Source organism: Reyranella sp., assembly GCF_965228225.1.
Classification (GTDB): Bacteria; Pseudomonadota; Alphaproteobacteria; order Reyranellales; family Reyranellaceae; genus Reyranella.
In genome coordinates, this window is the sequence record NZ_OZ245801.1 from 5,105,723 (window position 1) to 5,123,902 (window position 18,180).

Annotated in this window: 18 protein-coding genes; 16 read left to right on the plus strand and 2 right to left on the minus strand. The window is 67.0% G+C overall.

Annotated features, from left to right (window positions below; all coding sequences use genetic code 11):
- Nucleotides 1-149: 149 nt before the first annotated feature.
- The 6 genes from ACO07K_RS24790 (at nucleotide 150) to ACO07K_RS24815 (ending at nucleotide 6,455) form a co-directional block, all read left to right on the plus strand.
- A complete protein-coding gene (locus ACO07K_RS24790) occupies nucleotides 150-1,262 on the plus strand; it encodes a BMP family ABC transporter substrate-binding protein (protein ID WP_422032630.1) in 1,113 nt (370 codons plus the stop codon).
- A 149-nt stretch (nucleotides 1,263-1,411) separates the two neighbouring features.
- Nucleotides 1,412-2,530 (plus strand): ABC transporter permease, encoded by a 1,119-nt coding sequence (locus tag ACO07K_RS24795; protein ID WP_422032632.1) that lies wholly within the window; start codon nucleotides 1,412-1,414, stop codon nucleotides 2,528-2,530.
- A 2-nt stretch (nucleotides 2,531-2,532) separates the two neighbouring features.
- Nucleotides 2,533-3,459: an ABC transporter permease gene (locus tag ACO07K_RS24800; RefSeq protein WP_422032634.1), complete on the plus strand. Its 927-nt coding sequence runs from the start codon at nucleotides 2,533-2,535 to the stop codon at nucleotides 3,457-3,459.
- Nucleotides 3,460-3,467: 8 nt separating this feature from the next.
- Nucleotides 3,468-4,154: a cysteine hydrolase family protein gene (locus ACO07K_RS24805; RefSeq protein ID WP_422032636.1), complete on the plus strand. Its 687-nt coding sequence runs from the start codon at nucleotides 3,468-3,470 to the stop codon at nucleotides 4,152-4,154.
- On the plus strand, nucleotides 4,151-5,659 hold the full coding sequence (locus ACO07K_RS24810) for an ABC transporter ATP-binding protein (RefSeq protein WP_422032638.1): 1,509 nt from the start codon (nucleotides 4,151-4,153) through the stop codon (nucleotides 5,657-5,659). The genes ACO07K_RS24805 and ACO07K_RS24810 overlap by 4 nt, the downstream gene beginning before the upstream one ends.
- Before the next feature lie 133 nt (nucleotides 5,660-5,792).
- Nucleotides 5,793-6,455, plus strand: a complete 663-nt coding sequence (locus ACO07K_RS24815) for a cysteine hydrolase family protein (protein WP_422032640.1) — start codon at nucleotides 5,793-5,795, stop codon at nucleotides 6,453-6,455.
- 4 nt (nucleotides 6,456-6,459) lie between these two features.
- On the opposite strand, the gene hspQ is transcribed toward ACO07K_RS24815, so the two are convergent.
- Nucleotides 6,460-6,831, minus strand: coding sequence for a heat shock protein HspQ (hspQ, locus tag ACO07K_RS24820; protein ID WP_422009269.1), 372 nt, complete (start codon nucleotides 6,829-6,831; stop codon nucleotides 6,460-6,462).
- A gap of 198 nt (nucleotides 6,832-7,029) precedes the next feature.
- On the opposite strand from hspQ, the gene ACO07K_RS24825 reads away from it, so the two are divergent.
- From ACO07K_RS24825 to ACO07K_RS24865, 9 genes are all read left to right on the plus strand, one after another.
- Nucleotides 7,030-7,878, plus strand: coding sequence for an MBL fold metallo-hydrolase (locus ACO07K_RS24825; protein WP_422032642.1), 849 nt, complete (start codon nucleotides 7,030-7,032; stop codon nucleotides 7,876-7,878).
- Between the two features lie 10 nt (nucleotides 7,879-7,888).
- Nucleotides 7,889-8,725 carry a class I SAM-dependent methyltransferase gene (locus ACO07K_RS24830; protein ID WP_422032644.1) on the plus strand — a complete coding sequence of 279 codons (837 nt, stop codon included), beginning with the start codon at nucleotides 7,889-7,891 and terminating at the stop codon, nucleotides 8,723-8,725.
- Entirely contained in the window at nucleotides 8,725-10,077 is a 1,353-nt protein-coding gene (locus tag ACO07K_RS24835; RefSeq protein WP_422032646.1) for an adenylate/guanylate cyclase domain-containing protein, read from the plus strand. The genes ACO07K_RS24830 and ACO07K_RS24835 overlap by 1 nt, the downstream gene beginning before the upstream one ends.
- 92 nt (nucleotides 10,078-10,169) lie before the next feature.
- A complete protein-coding gene (locus ACO07K_RS24840) occupies nucleotides 10,170-10,889 on the plus strand; it encodes a Tim44/TimA family putative adaptor protein (protein WP_422032648.1) in 720 nt (239 codons plus the stop codon).
- 16 nt (nucleotides 10,890-10,905) lie between these two features.
- Nucleotides 10,906-12,009, plus strand: a complete 1,104-nt coding sequence (locus ACO07K_RS24845) for a murein transglycosylase A (protein ID WP_422032650.1) — start codon at nucleotides 10,906-10,908, stop codon at nucleotides 12,007-12,009.
- A gap of 96 nt (nucleotides 12,010-12,105) precedes the next feature.
- The gene (locus ACO07K_RS24850; protein WP_422036700.1) at nucleotides 12,106-12,879 is read left to right on the plus strand and encodes a (Fe-S)-binding protein; all 774 of its coding nucleotides are present in this window, start codon (nucleotides 12,106-12,108) and stop codon (nucleotides 12,877-12,879) included.
- Nucleotides 12,879-14,297 (plus strand): LutB/LldF family L-lactate oxidation iron-sulfur protein, encoded by a 1,419-nt coding sequence (locus tag ACO07K_RS24855; RefSeq protein WP_422032652.1) that lies wholly within the window; start codon nucleotides 12,879-12,881, stop codon nucleotides 14,295-14,297. Before ACO07K_RS24850 ends, ACO07K_RS24855 begins: the two co-directional genes overlap by 1 nt.
- Entirely contained in the window at nucleotides 14,294-14,980 is a 687-nt protein-coding gene (locus ACO07K_RS24860; protein ID WP_422032654.1) for a LutC/YkgG family protein, read from the plus strand. The genes ACO07K_RS24855 and ACO07K_RS24860 overlap by 4 nt, the downstream gene beginning before the upstream one ends.
- 65 nt (nucleotides 14,981-15,045) lie before the next feature.
- Complete coding sequence (locus ACO07K_RS24865) at nucleotides 15,046-15,747, plus strand: class I SAM-dependent methyltransferase (protein WP_422032656.1); 702 nt, start codon at nucleotides 15,046-15,048, stop codon at nucleotides 15,745-15,747.
- A 76-nt stretch (nucleotides 15,748-15,823) separates the two neighbouring features.
- Here ACO07K_RS24865 and ACO07K_RS24870 read toward each other — a convergent pair whose 3' ends face one another.
- Nucleotides 15,824-17,200, minus strand: a complete 1,377-nt coding sequence (locus ACO07K_RS24870; protein WP_422032658.1) for a porin — start codon at nucleotides 17,198-17,200, stop codon at nucleotides 15,824-15,826.
- A gap of 402 nt (nucleotides 17,201-17,602) precedes the next feature.
- Between ACO07K_RS24870 and ACO07K_RS24875 the strand changes: the two genes are divergently transcribed.
- Complete coding sequence (locus ACO07K_RS24875; RefSeq protein WP_422032660.1) at nucleotides 17,603-18,163, plus strand: DUF3576 domain-containing protein; 561 nt, start codon at nucleotides 17,603-17,605, stop codon at nucleotides 18,161-18,163.
- The last annotated feature ends 17 nt before the right edge of the window (nucleotides 18,164-18,180 follow it).

Below are 18,180 nucleotides of genomic sequence, written 5' to 3' on the forward strand. Positions count from 1 at the left end.
AATGCGATGAAATTGCATACAATTGGAGCGAACGAATTGCCGTTTTCTCGCGGATTCGCCTGCTTTGTGGGCCTCCGAGGCGTGGCACACCGCTTGCTGTTTCCCTTTCGGGCCGCGACGGCCGGACAAGCGATCGAGGGGGACGTTCGATGATCGACAAGTTCAATATCGGCCGACGGGCACTTCTGGGCAGCGCAGCGGGCGCAGCCGTTCTCGGTCTCGCGGGCGGCGCCCAGGCGCAGAAGCCGCTGGTGGTGGGCTTCATCTATGTCGGGCCGCGCGACGACTACGGCTACAACCAGGCCCATGCCGAGGGCGCGGCCGTCCTGAAGAAGATGGCCGGCGTGAAGGTCGTCGAGGAAGAGAAGGTGCCGGAGACGGTCGCCGTCGAGAAATCGATGGAGAGCATGATCAACATGGACGGCGCCACGCTGCTGTTCCCGACCTCGTTCGGCTACTTCGACCCGCACATGCTGCGCATGGCGGCCAAGTATCCGAAGATCCAGTTCCGCCACTGCGGCGGCCTGTGGACCGCGGGCAAGAACCCGATGAACACCGGCAGCTACTTCGGCTACATCGACGAGGCGCAGTATCTCAGCGGCATCGTCGCCGGCTCGACCACGAAGAGCGGCAAGATCGGCTTCGTCGCGGCCAAGCCGATTCCCCAGGTCCTGCGCAACATCAACGCCTTCACCCTGGGCGCGCGTTCGGTGAATCCCAAGGTCACCTGCCAGGTGATCTTCACCGGCGACTGGTCGCTGCCGGTCAAGGAAGCGGAAGCCACCAACTCGATGATCGCGCAGGGTGTCGATGTCGTGACCTGCCATGTCGACAGCCCGAAGGTCGTGATCGAGACCGCCGAGCGCGCCGGCATCTATACCTGCGGCTACCACACCAACCAGGCCAAGCTGGCGCCCAAGGGCTACCTCACCGGTGCCGAGTGGCAGTGGGAGAAGATCTACGTCGACTTCGTCGAGACGATGAAGAGGGGCGGCGTCCCGGGCAACTTCGTGCGCGGCGGCCTCAAGGAAGGCTACGTCAAGAATTCGCCCTTCGGCCCGGCCGTGTCGGATGCGGCCAAGGCCAAGGTCGAGGAAGCCCGGAAGGGCATCGTCGACGGCAGCTTCGCGATCTTCAAGGGGCCGCTGAAGGACAACAAGGGCAACACCGTCATCCCCGCCGGCACGACCTACACCCAGACCGAGCCCGTGCTCGAGGGCATGAACTACCTGGTCGAAGGCGTGCTGGGCGCGACGTCCTAAGGCGCCGCGCACGCATGAGACGAGCAACTCTTCTCCTCCCCCGTCTCACGGGGGAGGCCGGGAGGGGGAAAGCAAAGCGATGATTGCCGACCGGGAAGAGATCAGACCTATGGCTTTCCCCCTCCGGCCCTTCGGGCCACCTCCCCCGTATGACGGGGGAGGAAGGATGGTTGGCCGCTTCATCTCGCTTCGCTCCAGGGGTTAGCATAGGCATGAACACGGCCCTCGAACGCATCGCCGTCTCGGCGCTGGCCCTGCTGGCGGCGGCGGTGATCTTCGGCCTGCTGCTGATCCTGTATGCGGGCGTCGATCCGTTCGAGGCCTATGCGCTGATGTACCAGGGTGCGTTCGGCAGCTGGTTCTCCTTCCAGAACACGCTCACGCGCGCCGCGCCGTTGATTCTCACGGCACTGTGCACGGCACTGCCGGCACGGCTCGGGCTGATCATCATCGGCAACGAGGGCGCGCTGGTGCTGGGCGGCGTCGCCGCCGCCGCGGCCGGCGTCGCGGTCGCGGCCTCCGGGCAGCTGGTGACCAACCTCGCCATGGCGGCGGCGGCGATGGTCGTGGGCGGCGCGTGGATCGCGCTGGCGGGCGGGCTGCGCCAGTATCGCGGCGTCAACGAAACGATCTCCAGCCTGCTGCTCACCTACATCGCCATCGCCCTGATGAACCATTTCGTCGAGGGCCCGCTGCGCGACCCGTCGAGCCTCAACAAGCCGTCGACCCCGCCGATCGGCGACGCCAACATGCTGGGCACGATCGGCGGCAGCGACGTCCATTGGGGCCTGGCCTTCGGCATCGTGGCCTGCCTGCTCTGCTACGGCGTGCAGCGCTTCACGACCTTCGGCTTCGCCATGCAGGTGATCGGCGGCAATCCCAAGACAGCGCGCATGATGGGCCTGAGCGTCGGGCGCTACGTGCTGGTCGCCTGCGCCGCCGGCGGCGCGGCGGCGGGTCTCGCCGGCATGGTCGAAGTCGCGGCGGTTCACGGCAAGGCCAACGCCTCGCTGGCCGTCGGCTACGGCTTCACCGGCATCCTCGTCTCTTTCCTCGCGCGGCATCATCCGCTGGCGATCATTCCCGTCGCCATCCTGCTGGGCGGCATCGGCGCCAGCGGCGGCCTGCTGCAGCGCCGGCTCGACCTGCCCGATGCGGCGGTGGTCGTCCTGCAGGGCATCATCTTCGTCTGCATCCTGGCCAGCGAGACGCTGTACGGCCGCTCGTGGGCCTGGTTGTGGCGCTTCAGAGCGGTGGAGGGACGCTGAGCATGGACGGCAGCGACATCGGTCTGTGGGGCGTGCCTCTCGCCATGCTGGCGGGCGCCATCCGCGTCAGCACGCCGTTCATCTTCGTGAGCCTCGGCGAATGCCTGACCGAGCGCAGCGGCCGCATCAACTTGGGCCTCGAGGGCACCCTGATGATGGGCGCGATGACCGCGTACGGCACGGCGCTGCTGAGCGGCTCGCCGTGGCTCGGCGTGCTGGTGGCGGCCGGCGTCGGCCTGCTGCTGGGCGCGCTGCACGCCGGGCTCTGCCAGCTGCCCAAGGTCAACGACATCGCCACCGGCATCGGCCTGATGCTGTTCGGCACCGGCCTCGCCTTCTTCCTGGGCAAGCCCTACATCCAGCCCAAGGCACCCAACCTCGGCGCGCTCGATCTCGGCGCCTGGAGCAGCATCCCCCAGGTCCAGCAGGCGCTGCAGGTCAATCCGCTGTTCCTCATCGGCATCGCGCTGGCGTTTGCGCTGGCGTGGGCGCTGAAGAACACACGCTGGGGCCTGATCGTCCGTCTCGCCGGCGAGAGCGTCGACGCGGCTCTGGCGATCGGTGCCTCGGTCGGTCGCGTACGCCTGCTGGCAACGGCCGTCGGCGGCGCCTTCGCGGGCATCGGCGGGGCCTTCCTGTCGCTCTACTATCCCGGAAGCTGGAACGAGGGCCTGTCGAGCGGCCAGGGCCTGATGGCGGTGGCGCTGGTGATCTTCGCGCGCTGGGACCCGATCCGCTGCCTGTGGGCCTCGCTGCTGTTCGGCGCGGCCGGCGCGATCAGCCCGGCGCTGCAGTCGGTCGGCGTGACCCAGGGCTACTACCTGTTCAGCGCCGCACCCTACGTCCTCACCCTCGCGCTGATGATCGCCACCTGCTCGCCCGCCCGCAGCCTGCGCGGCGCGCCGGGCGAGTTGGGCGCCGTCAAGTAGGAGCCGTCATGACCGCCAAGACCCACATCAATTCCCGCCCCTATGCCTGGCCCTGGAACGGCGCACTGCGCGCCGACAACACGGCGCTGGTCATCATCGACATGCAGACCGATTTCTGCGGCGTCGGCGGCTATGTCGACAAGATGGGCTACGACCTCTCGCTGACCCGCGCACCCATCGGGCCGATCAAGGCGCTGCTCGCGGCCGCGCGCAAGGCGGGCTGGACGGTGATCCATACCCGCGAAGGCCACCGGCCCGACCTCTCCGACCTTCCGGCCAACAAGCGCTGGCGCTCGCAGCAGATCGGTGCGGGCATCGGCGATCCCGGCCCGTGCGGGCGCATCCTGGTGCGCGGCGAGCCGGGCTGGGAGATCATCTCCGAGCTCGCGCCGATCGCCGGCGAGCCGATCATCGACAAGCCGGGCAAGGGTTCGTTCTGCGCCACCGACCTCGAGCTGATGCTGCGCACGCGCGGCATCGACAATCTGGTGCTGACGGGCATCACCACCGACGTCTGCGTCCACACCACGATGCGCGAGGCCAACGACCGCGGCTTCGAATGCCTGATCGTTGAGGACTGCACCGGCGCCACCGACGCCGGCAACCACGAGGCGGCGCTGAAGATGGTCGAGATGCAGGGCGGCGTGTTCGGCGCCGTCGCCAATTCGGCGGCGCTTCTCGAGGTGCTGGGATGACCGCACCGTCCCTCGAGCTGATCGGCTTCACCAAGCGCTTCGGCGCGATGGCCGCGCTCGACGACGTCTCGGTGAAGATCGAGGCCGGCGCCTTTCATGCGCTGCTGGGCGAGAACGGCGCGGGCAAGAGCACGCTGGTGAAATGCGCCATGGGCTACTACGCCGCGGACCAGGGCCAGATCCTGCTGAACGACCGGGAAGTGACGATCGCCCATCCGCGCCAGGCGCACGAGCTGGGACTGGGCATGGTCTACCAGCACTTCACCCTGGTGCCGAACATGACGGTGCTCGAGAACTTCGTACTGTCGCGCGGCGACCTGCCGGCGGTGATCGACTGGGCGGCCGAGCGGCGGGCGCTCAAGGTCTTCTTCGAGACGACACCGTTCACCGTGCCGATCGACGTACCCGTCGCCGACCTGGCGGCCGGTCAGAAGCAGAAGGGCGAGATCCTTCGCCAGCTCTATCTCGAGCGCAACCTGCTGATCCTCGACGAGCCGACCTCGGTGCTGACGCCCGACGAAGCCGACGAGGTGCTGACCACCCTGAAGAAGCTGACGACCGACGGACAGATCACCATCGTCACCATCACGCACAAGTTCCGGGAGGTGAACACCTATTGCGACGCCGTCACGGTGCTGCGTCGCGGCCAGCTGATCGGCACGAAGCCGACGCGCGAACTCGACAACGACACCATGGCCGAGATGATGGTCGGCCGGCGCGAGACGCGCACCGTCGTCGAGCGCGAGACCCGGGCGCCCGGCAAGGCGGTGCTGAAGCTCGAAGGCTTGAGCGTTGCCGACAATGTCGGCCAGCTCGCCGTCGAGGATCTGGCGCTCGAGATCCGCGCCGGCGAGATCGTCGGCGTCGCCGGCGTGTCGGGAAACGGCCAGCGCGAGCTCGTGGAGACGCTGGCCGGCCAGCGCGACCACGAGGCCGGCCGTATGCTGGTGCATGGCGAGGTCTACACCGCGACGCGGCCGGAGATGGTCCGTCACAAGATCGCCTGCCTGCCGGAAGAGCCGCTGCGCAACGCCTGCGTCGCCGACATGTCGGTGGCGGAAAACATCGCGCTGCGCTCCTTCGACCAGCCGCCTTCTTCGTCGAACGGCATCTGGCTCAAGCGCAGCCCGATGCGCGAGACGGCGCGGAAACTGATCGAGGCCTACAAGGTGAAGACGCCGGGACCCGACGCCGCCATCCGCGGCCTGTCCGGCGGCAACGTGCAGCGCGCGGTGCTGGCGCGCGAACTGTCGAGCGAAGGCGACCTGCTGATCGTGGCCAATCCCTGCTTCGGCCTCGACTTCGCCGCCGTCGCCGAGATTCGCGCCCGCATCGTCCAGGCCCGCAATCGCGGCGCCGCCGTCCTCCTGGTGAGCGAGGACCTCGACGAGATCCTGCAGCTCTCCGACCGCATCGTCGTCATGTTCGACGGCAAGCTGGCGCTTCAGACCGATGCGACCAGTGCCGACGTGGGCGCGATCGGCCGCGCCATGGCGGGGCATTGATGAACCGCGCGAAGTGCCGGCCCAAGCCCCGGTGTCATCCCGAGCGCAGCGAGGGACCTTTAACTGCCGCCGCGCAAAGGTCCCTCGCTGCGCTCGGGATGACAACATTTTCTAGATCAAAGTTGGTGCGCCCGTGAAAACCATCGCCGCCCAGCCGTTCGACTTCACTTTCGATCCCGCGCACACGGCGCTGATCGTGATCGACATGCAGCGCGACTTCATCGAGCCCGGCGGATTCGGCGCGACGCTGGGCAACGATGTGAGTCTTCTCTCCGCCATCGTGCCGACGGTCGGCCGGCTGATCGACGCGTTCCGCAGCGCCGGGCTGACGATCATCCATACCCGTGAATGCCACAGGCCCGACCTGTCGGACTGCCCGCCGGCCAAGCGGCTGCGCGGCAAGCCGTCGATGCGGATCGGCGATCCCGGTGCGATGGGCCGCATCCTGATCGCCGGCGAACCGGGCGCCGACATCGTGCCGGAGTTGGCGGCGAAGCCGGGCGAGATCGTGCTTGACAAGCCGGGCAAGGGCGCCTTCTACGCGACGCCGCTTGGCGACATCCTGGCAGAGCGCGCAATCACGCATCTGGTGTTCGCGGGTGTCACGACCGAGGTCTGCGTGCAGACGACCATGCGCGAGGCCAACGACCGCGGCTTCGAATGCCTGCTGGCCGAGGACGCGACCGAAAGCTATTTCCCGGAATTCAAGAAGGCGGCGCTCGACATGATCCGCGCCCAGGGGGCGATCGTCGGCTGGACCGCCACCGTCGATCAGGTGGCGGCCGCGCTACGCTGAAGACCTAGTGCAGCGCCCGCTCGCGCGAGACGTAGTGGCCGCGCTTCAGTTCCTTGAAGAACTGCGGCACCTGGGGATGCGATACCGGCTTGCCGGTGTCGTCGGCCAGCAGGTTCTGCTCCGACACGTAGGCCACGTAGGTGGTCTGCGCATTCTCGGCCAGCAGATGATAGAAGGGCTGGTCGCGGCGCGGCCGGACCTCTTCGGGAATGGAGGACAGCCATTCCTCGGTGTTGGCGAACACCGGGTCGACGTCGAAGATCACGCCGCGAAAGGGGTAGATGCGGTGCTTCACCACCTGGCCGATGGCGAACTTGGCGCAACGCACGGGCGGCGCGGCCAGCGCCGGGGTAGAAGCCTGATTGATGGGTTCCATAGGCAAAGTATTGCTCCGAACAGGCCGGTAGGCAACGCAGTCGGGACGCCGGATTCGACCACCGACTGCAAGAATACGCGAAAAACGCCCGCCCGGATCGCCACGCAAGAATGCGGCCACTTCCCGGGACCTCGCGCATCGGTTGACGGGATGCACCTGCGTGTGGACTCTGGCGCACTATTCGGTGGGAAGGGTTAATTGGTCGAAGGTCTGAAAGTCCGCTTCTGGGGCGTGCGGGGATCCATCTCATGTCCCGGCGCCGAATATGTGCGCTATGGCGGCAATACGTCGTGCCTGGAAGTCACCGCCGGCGGTCGTCGCCTGATCTTCGACGCGGGCACCGGTATTCGCACGCTCGGGGTAGAACTGGCCCGCCAGCCCCCCCTCGATATCGACATCTATTTCACGCACACCCATCTCGACCACATTTCGGGCCTCACCTTCTTTGCGCCCCTGTTCGACAGGCGCAATTCGGTGCGCATGTGGGCCGGCCATCTCGAGGCGCCGTACACGCTGAAGAAGGTGGTCGGGCACCTGATGCAGGCGCCGCTCTATCCGGTATCGCTCGACGTCTTCCAGGCCCGGGTCGAATTCCGCGAGTTCAAGTCGGGCGAGAATCTGTCGTGCGGCGCCGTCGCCGTAAGCACGATACCTCTCAACCATCCCAACGGCGCCACGGGCTATCGCATCGACCATCTCGGCAAGTCGATCTGCTACATCACGGATACCGAACATCGCGACGGCGAACGCGACTCGACGATCGTCGACCTGTGCCGCGGCGCCGACGTGATGATCTACGATTCGAGCTACACCGACGAGGAATACGTCCGCTATCGCGGCTGGGGCCACTCGACCTGGCAGGAGGGTGTGCGAGTGGCCGACGCGGCGGGCGTCGGCACCCTGGCGATCTTCCATCACGATCCCAGTCACGACGACGCCTTCATGGACGGCGTCGCCCGGGAAGCCGCGCTCGCGCGTCCGGGCGTTGCGGCGAGTGGCCTGCCGCGGGTCCTCGTGGCCCATGAAGGCCTGACGCTGACGCCGTGAAAAGATCGCGATGAGCGCCAAATCGAAGCTCCGCGGCCGCTGGCGGCGGTTCGCCCTGGGTCTGCCGACCGTGCTCGGCCTGAAGCCGCGCGGCTGGTTCATTCCGCACCGCTATGCGCCCTTGCTGCCGCCCCCGGGTGCGCAACCGCCCTACCCCGCGATCGAGCGCCTGTTCGAGGAGCATGCCGACCAGTTCACAGCCGTGCTCGACGCGGTCGACGCGCGGGCGGAGGCGCTCGAGAGCTGCAAGGCGATGTTCGAGCAATCGTGGTTTCCGTCGCTCGATGCGGCCGTGGCCTATGCGCTGGTCCGCGAGCGCAAGCCGCGACACATCATCGAAGTGGGCTCTGGCCATTCGACGCGGCTGCTGTCCAAGGCCCTGGGGGGCGTCGGGGAAATCCTGGCGATCGATCCGGCACCGCGGGCGGACATCGCCGACCTGCCCGGGGTGCGGGTGAAGTCGTCGACCCTGCAGGCCGCCCCGGACAAGGTCTTCGACAGCCTGGTGCAGGGCGACGTGCTGTTCATCGATTCCAGCCACATCCTGATGCCGGGCAGCGACGTCGACATCCTGCTGAATCGCGTCCTGCCGCGCCTGCCCTCCGGCACGCTGGTGCACATCCACGACATCTTCCTGCCGTTCGACTATCCCTCGATCTGGGGGTGGCGCGCCTACAACGAGCAGCAGGGCGTGGTGCCGCTGCTGACGAGCGGCGCCTTCAGGCCGCTTTTCTCCAGCGTCTGGGCGGAGCGGCGAATGGCCGACCGGCTGGCCGCCTCGGTGATCTCGCGCCTGCCGCGACCGCCGGATGCGCTCCCCGCCAGCCTGTGGCTGGAAAAGCGCTGATGCTGCGCCGCCTGCGCCACTGGTTGGTGGGAGGCGACGACTCGACCGAGCTTCCCGAGCGCGTGCGTGCGGCGATCGAACGCCAGCAGGAACAGAGCGAGATCCTGATCGGCTGGGTACAGCTCGTCATCGTGGTGCTGGTCGGCACGGTCTACGAAACGAGCTCCATGCCGGGCGGCGTGGTGCAGGAGGATTATTCCTTCGAGTTCGACGTGCTGGTGATCTACGGCGCCTTCTGCCTCGTGCGGCTGGGCCTCGGCTATGCGCGCCTCCTGCGGCCCTGGATGCTCTATCTGTCGGTGATCGCCGACATGCTCCTGCTGATGGGGCTGATCTACTCGTTCCATTACAAGTACGCCCAGCCGGCCGTCTTCTATCTGAAGGTGCCGACGCTCCTGTACGTGTTCGTGTTCATCGCGCTGCGCGCGCTGCGCTTCGAGGCGCGCTTCGTGGTGTTCACCGGCCTCGCGGCGATCGCCGGCTGGATCGGCCTCATCCTCTACGCGCTGGACGGCCGTGGCGGGCCGGCCAATCCGACCGACGACTTCGTCGAGTACATGACCTCGAACGCTTTTCTGGTCCATGCCGAGGCCGACAAGATCATCGCCATCCTTCTCACCACCCTGGTGCTGGCGCTCGCCATCTCGCGGGCCCGTCACCTGCTGGTGCAGGCGGTGAGCGAAAGCACCGCGGCCCAGGATCTGTCCCGGTTCTTCGATCCCGGGGTGGCGGCGCGCATCCGCGGGGCGGCGATTTCCATCAAGGCGGGCGAAGGCGAGCTGCGCGACGTCGCCATCGTCACGGTCGATCTGCGCGGCTTCACAAGCCTGTCGATGGAACTCCCGCCGGATGAGGTGATGAAGGTCCTGCAGGACTATCAGGGTCGGGTCTGTCCGTTGATCGCGGCGGCCGGCGGCAGCATCGACAAGTTTCTGGGCGACGGCATCCTGGCCTCGTTCGGCGCCGTCATGCCGTCGGCCACGGCCGCCGCGGACGCGCTGCGGGCGGCCGATGCCGTGATGGCCGCGGCCGCCGCGTGGCGCGAGCAACGTCGCGCGGCGGGCCTGCCGGCACTCGAGATCGGGCTTGCCGTCGCATCGGGGCGTGTCGTGTTCGGCGCGGTCGGCGACGGCGCGCGGCTCGAGTTCACGGTCATCGGCGAGGCGGTCAACCTCGCGGCGAAGCTCGAGAAGCACAACAAGGAGGAGGGGACCCGCGCCCTGACCGACGGTGGAACCTACGCGCTCGCGGAGCGTCAGGGCTATCGGGCGTCCGCGGGGCACGAGCGTCGTCCGGATCGCAAGGTTGGCGGCGTCGCCGAATCTGTCGATATTGTGGTGCTGGCCGCCTGAGGCGCGGGGCCGATCCGGGAAGCGCGACGCGGAGGTCGCCTTGCCCTTTGCCCATTCGCAGCCTATGTAATTTGTGACAGTGGAGCGCCATCGTGGGTAACAACTACGACATCATCCTGATCGGGTTGGTCGCGGTCTTCTTGATCCTGCGACTGCGGTCCGTGCTCGGCAAACGCACGGGCAACGAACAGCCACCCGCCCGCGATCCGTTCACGCCGCCCGCAGCGCCGCCGCCGCGCGTCGGCGATGCGTCGCAAGGCAATGACAATGTGGTTCCGCTGCCGACGGCGAATGCGCCGGCGCCGCGTCAATCGTCGCCCACGAGCGGGCCCGGCGGCATTCGCGCCACCGTCCTGCCGACCGCGACCGCCGGCGTTGCCGCCATCCGCGCCGCCGATCCGGCCTTCGAGCCGATCGGTTTCACGGGCGGTGCGCGCGCGGCCTTCACCGCCATCGTCGAGGCCTTCGCGCGCGGCGACACCGCCACGCTGAAGCCCCTGCTCGACGGCACGACCTACGCCAGCTTCGAGTCCGCCATTCGCGGTCGCATCGAGCGCAACGAAAAGGCCGAAACGACCCTGATCGGTTTCGAGGCGTCGGATGTCGCCGGCGCGGAGATGCAGGGCACGAATGCCGTCGTTACCGTCCGCTTCGTCAGCGAGCAGATCAACGTCGTGCGCAACGCCGACAGCCAGATCGTCGACGGCAATCCGAACGAAGTGCAGAAGGTCGTCGACCTCTGGACGTTCCGCCGCGACACGACTTCGAGCGATCCCAACTGGCAGCTCGTGAAGACCGAAAGCGAAGGCTAGGGAGGCTTTTCCGGGAATGCGAAGGAGCCTCCTTGCCGGTGTTGCGGCTATCCTTGCTGCGGCCGGCCTCCTCTCCGCCTGTGCCGGAACGCCCGGCTCCCCGCCGCAGCAGCGGATCGCGATGGAGCCGACCTCCTACAACGAGATCGCCGGGTGGGCGCAGGACCGTCACGCCGAGGCTCTCGTTGCGTTTCGCCGCTCCTGCCCGAAGCTGACGGCCGGTCCCGACGTCCGTATCGCCACGGACGGCGGCGAGAAAACCATCACCCCGGCCGAATGGTCACGCATCTGCGGCGCGGCTGCCGCGGTGAAGTCCGGAGACGCGCGGGAATCGCGGCTGTTCTTCGAGGAGAATTTCAGGCCGCTGATCATCCAGGTCCCCGGCAAGTTCACCGGCTATTTCGAACCGGAGCTGCGCGGCAGCAAGGTGCCTTCGCGGCTCTTTACCGTGCCGGTCTATCGCAAGCCGCCCGATCTGACGGACAAGCCCTATTACACGCGCGCGGAGATCGAGGCCGGGGCGCTCAAGGGCAAGGGCCTGGAGATCGCGTATGTGCAGGATCCGGTCGGCCTGTTCGAGGTCCAGGTCCAGGGCAGCGGCAAGATCCAGCTCGCCGAGGGCGGCACCATGACCCTCGGCTTCGACGGCTCCAACAATCGGCCCTACACGGCGATTGGCGCCGTGCTGGTCGAAATGGGCGTGATGAAGAAGGAGGATGCGACCTGGCCCGCGATCCGTGACTGGCTGAAGCGCAATCCCCAGCAGGCCCGCGAGGTGATGCGCAAGAACGAACGCTACATCTTCTTCAGGGACACCCGGACCTCCGCGCCGATCGGCGCCGAAGGCGTGGCCCTCACCGCCCAGCGCAGCATGGCGGTGGATCCCACGATCACGCCCTACGGCACCCCGGTGTGGATCGACACCCGCCGTCCGGTCTATCGCAAGCCCGGCGCCACCGAGCCCTATCGCCGCCTGATGATCGCGCAGGACGCGGGCGCCGCCATCAAGGGACCGGCCCGCGGCGATGTCTTCTACGGCGCCGGCGTTCAGGCCGCGGAATGGGCCGGCCGCATGAACAGCGATGGCCGCGCCATCGTCCTCGTCCCCAACAAGAACTGAAGGCGGCGCCGGGGACGGGCCGGGACAAACCTGCACCGGCATCTTGCATGCCAATTTCGCCGCTGCCATGGTCGGGGCGTGTCCAGCTCGCTCGCCATGCCCTCCACCCGCCCGCGCCGCGTCGCGCTTTTCGTCACCTGTCTCGTCGACCTGTTCCGGCCGTCGGTCGGCTTCGCCGCGGTGAAGCTGCTCGAGGAGGCGGGTTGTACGGTCGAGGTGCCGCCGCTCCAGACCTGCTGCGGACAGCCGGCCTACAATACCGGTGACCGGGCCACGACACGCGCCATCGCCGTCCAGGTCATCGACGCGTTCGAAGGTTACGACGCGGTCGTGGCGCCCTCCGGCTCCTGCGGCGGAATGCTGTCGCATCACTATCCCGGCCTGTTCGACGACGATCCGGCCATGAAGGTCCGCGCGGAGAATCTGGCCGGCCGCAGCTACGAACTGATTTCATTTCTGGTGGACGTGCTGGGCGTCAGGAACGTCGCCGCACGCTACCCCGGCGCCGTGACCTATCACGATTCCTGCTCCGGCCTGCGCGAGCTCGGCGTGAAGGCTCAGCCGCGCAACCTGCTGGGATCGGTGCAGGGACTCGAACTCCGCGAAATGAAGACACCCGAAGTCTGTTGCGGCTTCGGCGGCACCTTCTGCGTGAAATACCCCGAGATCTCGAACGCCATGGTCGGCGAGAAGTCCGCCGATATCGCAGCGACCGGAGCGGATACGCTGCTGGCCGGAGATCTCGGCTGCCTGATGAACATGGCCGGCAAGCTGCAGCGCGAAGGCAGCGCCGTGCGCGTGCGCCATGTCGCGGAAGTCCTGGCCGGCATGGGTGACCTGCCGGCGATCGGCGAACCGGAGCGCGGCTGATGGAATCCACCGCCCATGCCTTCAAGGCGAATGTCGGTCACGCGCTGGCCGACCCCAACCTGCAGGATTCGCTGGCCAAGCTGAAGGTCGGCTTCTCCGAGCGGCGACGCCAGGCGGCCGAACGGCTGCCCGAGTTCGAGGCGCTGCGCGATCGCGCGCGCGACATCAAGAACCACACGCTGGCCCATCTCGATTTCTATCTCGAGGAGTTCGAGCGCAAGGTGATTGGCCTGGGCGGCCACGTCCACTGGGCGCCGACCGCCGCCGACGCGCGGCGCATCATCGCCGAGCTCTGCCAGAGCGTGAACGCCCGCACCGTCGCCAAGTCGAAGTCGATGGTGGCCGAGGAGATCGCGCTCAACGAGCATCTCGAGGCTTTGGGCATCGCGCCGATCGAGACAGATCTTGGCGAATACATCATCCAGCTGCGCAACGAGCCACCCAGCCACATCATCGCGCCGGCCGTCCATCTCACCAAGGACCAGGTCGCCGACACGTTCCTCGAACATCATGCCAAGCTGGGCTTCGACAAGCGCCTGACCGAGCGCAACGATCTCGTCGCGGAAGCGCGCTACGTGCTGCGCCAGAAATTCCTCGACGCCGATGTCGGGCTGACGGGCGCCAACTTCCTGGTGGCGGAGACCGGCTCGTCGATGCTGGTGACCAACGAAGGCAATGCCGATCTCTCGAACACGCTGCCCAGGATGCACATCGTGCTGGCCAGCATCGAGAAGGTGATTCCCACCCTCGAGGATGCGGCGGTGCTGTTGCGCGTCCTGGCGCGTTCGGCGACAGGTCAGGAATCGTCGGCCTATACGACCCTGAACACGGGACCGAAGCGGCCGGGCGATCTCGACGGGCCGGACCAGTATCATGTGGTACTGCTCGACAATGGCCGCTCGGGCGTGCTCGGCACGGAGATGCAGGACATCCTGCGCTGCATCCGCTGTGGCGCCTGCATGAATCATTGCCCCGTTTACGGCGCCGTGGGCGGCCATGCCTATGGCTGGGTCTATCCCGGCCCCATGGGCGCGGTGCTGACGCCGCAGCTCGTCGGAGTCGAGGAGGCGAGCAATCTCCCCAACGCGTCGACCTTCTGCGGCCGGTGCGAGAGTGTCTGCCCCGTCCGCATCCCGCTGCCGAAGCTGATGCGCCACTGGCGCGAGCGTGAGTTCGAGAAGCATCTCACGCCCAAGGCGGTCCGCCAGGGTCTGGCAATGTGGAGCTTCGCGGCGCGCCGACCCGCGCTCTATCGGCGGCTGACGGGGATCGCCAACCGCGTGCTGGCGCTGTTCGGTCGCGCCGACGGACGCTACGGCTCGCTGCCGCTGGCCTCCGGCTGGACCCGCTTCCGTGATTTCCCGGCGCCGCAGGCCGGCGGCACCTTCCATGCACGCTGGGCGAAGAGGAAGGCATGAGCGACGCCGCGCACGACGCCCGCTCCCAGATCCTGAGTGGCATCCGCCGCTCGCTGCGTCGCGGCGAGCTCGCGGGTGAGGCCCGTTCGAGCGTCGAGACACGCCTGGCCGAACCACCGCGCGGTCCGTCGGTTGCGCGCGGACAGCTGCCTCAGGCCGACAAGGTTGCTCTGTTCTGCGAGTGGGCCGAAACCCTGAACGCCACCGTGGCGAGGGTCGGACCTGCCGAGGTGCCGGGCGAGGTGACCGCCTACCTGGCCCGCAACAACCTGCCGGCGAACGTCGCGATGGCGCCTTCACCGCTCCTCGAAGGTTACGACTGGGCCAGCCAGAAGATGCTGTCGATCCGGCGTGGCCGCGGCGAGGGCAGCGACCAGGTCTCGGTGACCGGCGCCTTTGCCGGCATCGCCGAGACCGGCACCGTCGTGATGGCCTCCGGGCCCGATCATCCGGTGTCGCTCAACCTCCTGCCCGACACGCATGTCGTCGTGCTACGCGAAGCCGACATCGTCGGCGGCTACGAGGATGTCTGGGGCCGGCTCCGTGCCCGTTACGGCAAGAACCTGATGCCGCGCACCGTCAATACCATCACCGGCCCGTCGCGCACCGGCGACATCGAGCAGGCGATGGAACTGGGCGCGCACGGCCCGCGGCGCATGCATATCCTGGTCGTGCGCGACTGATGGCGGGCGGCGGCGCCACGCCTGGTGAGCTGCGCCCCGGTGAGCTACGGGTCGTCGGAACCAGCGTGACGCGCGAGGTCGAGCTCTTGCTGGATCGGGTGGCCGCGGCGGTTGGCCGGCGCGCGCCGCGGGTCCTGCAGGTGGGAGCGAGAACCCTCGTTTCCGACCGCAACGTGCGCAACTGGCGCAAGGCGGTTCTCGCGCGCTTTGGCGCGAAGGCGCACTTCGTGGGCCTCGATCTCTTCGAAGGCACCAACGTCGACTGCGTCGCCGACATCTGCAGCGATTCGCGCACTCTGAAGAGCCGGCTGGGAGACGAGCCGTTCGACCTGGTGATCTGCTGTCACGTGCTCGAGCACACCCGGCATCCGGCGCGCGCGGCGCGGAACATCGAGCGTCTGCTGGGACCCGGCGCACTCGCCTATGTCTCCAGTGCCTGGTCCCACGCCTTCCAGGCCGCGCCCGACGATTACTGGCGCTTCTCGGCCCGCGGGCTGATGCTGCTGTTCGAAAGACTCGAGATCGCCTCGTCGTTCTACAGCGGCGGCGATGTCGGGCTCGACGTCGCCTATCGGATCGAACGGGACGGCCGGCCAGCGGTCGATCCCGGCGCCGGAGCCGTCGAACAAGGATTGTTCCAGCTCGTTCTGGATCATGAGGACAATCGCGCCGTACTGGCACGCCAGGCGACCGAGCGCCTGCCGGTCTCGCGGACCTACCTGCCCTGCCTATCGGTCAACCTCGTGGGGCAACGCGTCTCGACTTGAGGTCGCCTCGTCGCCGGGCACAAAAGAAAAGAGCGGGCTTTCGCCCGCTCTTTCCAATTTTCGGATCGTCCTGCGACTAGAAGCGCAGGTCCATACCCAGCAGCAGACCCCAGCTGTTGCCCGAGACGGCAGCAGACGGGCCCGAAGCGGAGTAGAGCAGACCGCCGCCGGTGAGCTTCACTCCCGGCCCGAGCGCGTAGTTCACGCCGATTTCCCACTTGTTGACCGACTCCTGGCCGAACGCGAGGTTGGCGGGATTGTTACCCGGACCGAAGGCGGTCGAGTTCACACCCGGAACGCCCGTGGCGGCCGGATTGGTGCAGGTGGCGCTGTTGACTGCGATGGTGTTGCAGCCGACCGAGCCGTTACCGTTGTTGTTGTAGGAACCGGTCCAGCCGAACGACATCTGCCACGGGCCGGTCTCGTACATCAGACCCGCGGTGTAGAAGCGCGTGTCGTTGCTCTGACCCGTGTAGTAGTTCGAGCCGAGACCGTTGTTGTCCCAACCCAGCGCGCCACCGAGGGTGAAGCCCTTGAAGCCGACCTGAGCGCCGACGACCCACTGCTTCCAGGAGGTCGCGTTGGCACCGGTCACCAAGTTGGCGGCGCCAGCGAACGGCTGGTTGCCCGGGATGAAGCTGCCGTACAGGAACGCGCCGTACAGAGCGACCGTGACATCGCCGAACTTGTTCAGGTAGTTGGCGCCGACGTCGAACACGTCCTGATACGAATAGTCGTTCGTCAGGCAGTTCGGCGAAGACGTCGCGTTGGTGTAGCCGCAAACGCCCTGCGATCCAGCACCCGGACCGACGCCGAGGCCGGAGCCAGCGCCGCCCTGCGGGTTGACGTTCACCTTCGGACGATAGCCGACACCGATCTGCAGGCCCTGGAAGCGCGGGGTGAAGTAGTTGATGCCCTGCGCGTCCTGGAACTGACCGGCGTTGGTCGTCGTCGTGGCGTGGAACCACGCCTTGTTGTTGCTGATGACGCTCTGGTTGGCCCAGGCGAAGTTCGTGTTGTGCTGAACGGCGCCGAAGCCGATCAGGGCCGACGGCGTGCCGTAGTACATACGATAGGTCGCCGGATCGCGCGCACCGAACTCGATGCGGCCCCAGTCGCCGAAGGCGAACAGGAACGCTTCGTCGATCCACGCGCCCGCAGCCGTACCAGAATTCTGGTTCCAGCCTTCGAGTTCGACGTGAACGCCGACCGAGGTGCCATTGTCCAGCTTGGTCTGGCCGATGAAGTGGATTTCACCTTCCTGCTGGAAGTTGAGACCCTTGTACTGGGCCCACGAGCCGTCAGTGGCGTAGGTCGACTGGATGCCGCCGGCGATCGCGTAGAAGGTGTAGTAACCACCCACGCCGATCTTGATCGGATCGGCGGCCATGGCCGGGGCGGCCATCAACCCGCCGACGACCAAGGCGGTCGAGCCAAGTAGAAGCTTCTTCATCATTCTCCCTCTCTCATTGATCAGAGACTGGTACGTACCAAAAGGCCTGTCCGACCGGCGGGAACTGGAAGCCCGAACGCGGGGCCCACCGAATCCACCAATGCGGCAAGGCTATAAAACACTTCGCCAAAACGAGGGTCAAGAAATGGTCGCCCCACGGCTTCATTCTGCCCGCACCTGTGGCGTCTTTGTCACATTTTGGCGTGCCCGGCGGCCTCGACAATGCCTCAGGAATAATAAGTCCCATATTGCAACTCTGTCGGCGGCACAATGAGTTTTTGATAGCACCTCATTGTGTCATATCGCCCCGCCGCTTGCAGTTCAGGCATCGTTGAGCCTATGGTCCCCGCCACTGTCTCCGCCGCAGAATTGCGGCCCATGGGAAGATCAAGGCGCCATTCTATGTCGGGACTGTCCAAATTCGTCAGCATTGCCGCAGTTGCCGCCCTGGCCGTCGGAGCAGCCGGCTGTGCCGATGATTCCAACAAACTCGAGAGGAACACCGGTCCGTCGGGCGACCGCAGCCGAAACGACGTTCGGTCGGGCTTGGGCGGTCGCACGCAGGAGCAGGGCACGCTCTTCGGGCCCGGAGGTCTGCTGGGCTCCAAGGCGGAGAAGAGGGACGATACCGGCACCGGCGTGGCGGTGAACGCCTATCTGTGGCGCGCGTCGCTAGACACCATCAACTTCATCCCGCTGGTCTCCGCCGATCCGTTCGGCGGCGTCATCATCACCGACTGGTACACGCCGGCAGAGACGCCCAACGAGCGCATGAAGGTCCAGGTCACCATCCTCGATCGCGAGCTGCGGGCCGACGGGGTGCGTGTCTCGGTCTTCAAGCAGCAGACCAGCCCCCGGGGCGGCAACTGGGTCGACGCCCAGGTCGATCCGCGCACCAACATCGACATCGAGAACGCCATCCTGACGCGCGCCCGCCAGCTTCGCATTGCCGGCGGCTCCTGAGACGGCAGCGCTCCTCT

What these genes read in the sequence shown, in the direction of transcription:
- ACO07K_RS24870 (WP_422032658.1), bottom strand. Translation starts at nt 17,200, where the DNA reads ATGAAGAAGCTTCTACTTGGCTCGACCGCCTTGGTCGTCGGCGGGTTG.
- ACO07K_RS24835 (WP_422032646.1), top strand. Translation starts at nt 8,725, where the DNA reads ATGCTGCGCCGCCTGCGCCACTGGTTGGTGGGAGGCGACGACTCGACC.
- ACO07K_RS24795 (WP_422032632.1), top strand. Translation starts at nt 1,412, where the DNA reads ATGACGGGGGAGGAAGGATGGTTGGCCGCTTCATCTCGCTTCGCTCCA.
- ACO07K_RS24860 (WP_422032654.1), top strand. Translation starts at nt 14,294, where the DNA reads ATGAGCGACGCCGCGCACGACGCCCGCTCCCAGATCCTGAGTGGCATC.
- ACO07K_RS24805 (WP_422032636.1), top strand. Translation starts at nt 3,468, where the DNA reads ATGACCGCCAAGACCCACATCAATTCCCGCCCCTATGCCTGGCCCTGG.
- ACO07K_RS24855 (WP_422032652.1), top strand. Translation starts at nt 12,879, where the DNA reads ATGGAATCCACCGCCCATGCCTTCAAGGCGAATGTCGGTCACGCGCTG.
- ACO07K_RS24850 (WP_422036700.1), top strand. Translation starts at nt 12,106, where the DNA reads ATGCCCTCCACCCGCCCGCGCCGCGTCGCGCTTTTCGTCACCTGTCTC.
- ACO07K_RS24830 (WP_422032644.1), top strand. Translation starts at nt 7,889, where the DNA reads ATGAGCGCCAAATCGAAGCTCCGCGGCCGCTGGCGGCGGTTCGCCCTG.
- ACO07K_RS24800 (WP_422032634.1), top strand. Translation starts at nt 2,533, where the DNA reads ATGGACGGCAGCGACATCGGTCTGTGGGGCGTGCCTCTCGCCATGCTG.
- hspQ (WP_422009269.1), bottom strand. Translation starts at nt 6,831, where the DNA reads ATGGAACCCATCAATCAGGCTTCTACCCCGGCGCTGGCCGCGCCGCCC.
- ACO07K_RS24845 (WP_422032650.1), top strand. Translation starts at nt 10,906, where the DNA reads ATGCGAAGGAGCCTCCTTGCCGGTGTTGCGGCTATCCTTGCTGCGGCC.
- ACO07K_RS24810 (WP_422032638.1), top strand. Translation starts at nt 4,151, where the DNA reads ATGACCGCACCGTCCCTCGAGCTGATCGGCTTCACCAAGCGCTTCGGC.
- ACO07K_RS24875 (WP_422032660.1), top strand. Translation starts at nt 17,603, where the DNA reads ATGTCGGGACTGTCCAAATTCGTCAGCATTGCCGCAGTTGCCGCCCTG.
- ACO07K_RS24790 (WP_422032630.1), top strand. Translation starts at nt 150, where the DNA reads ATGATCGACAAGTTCAATATCGGCCGACGGGCACTTCTGGGCAGCGCA.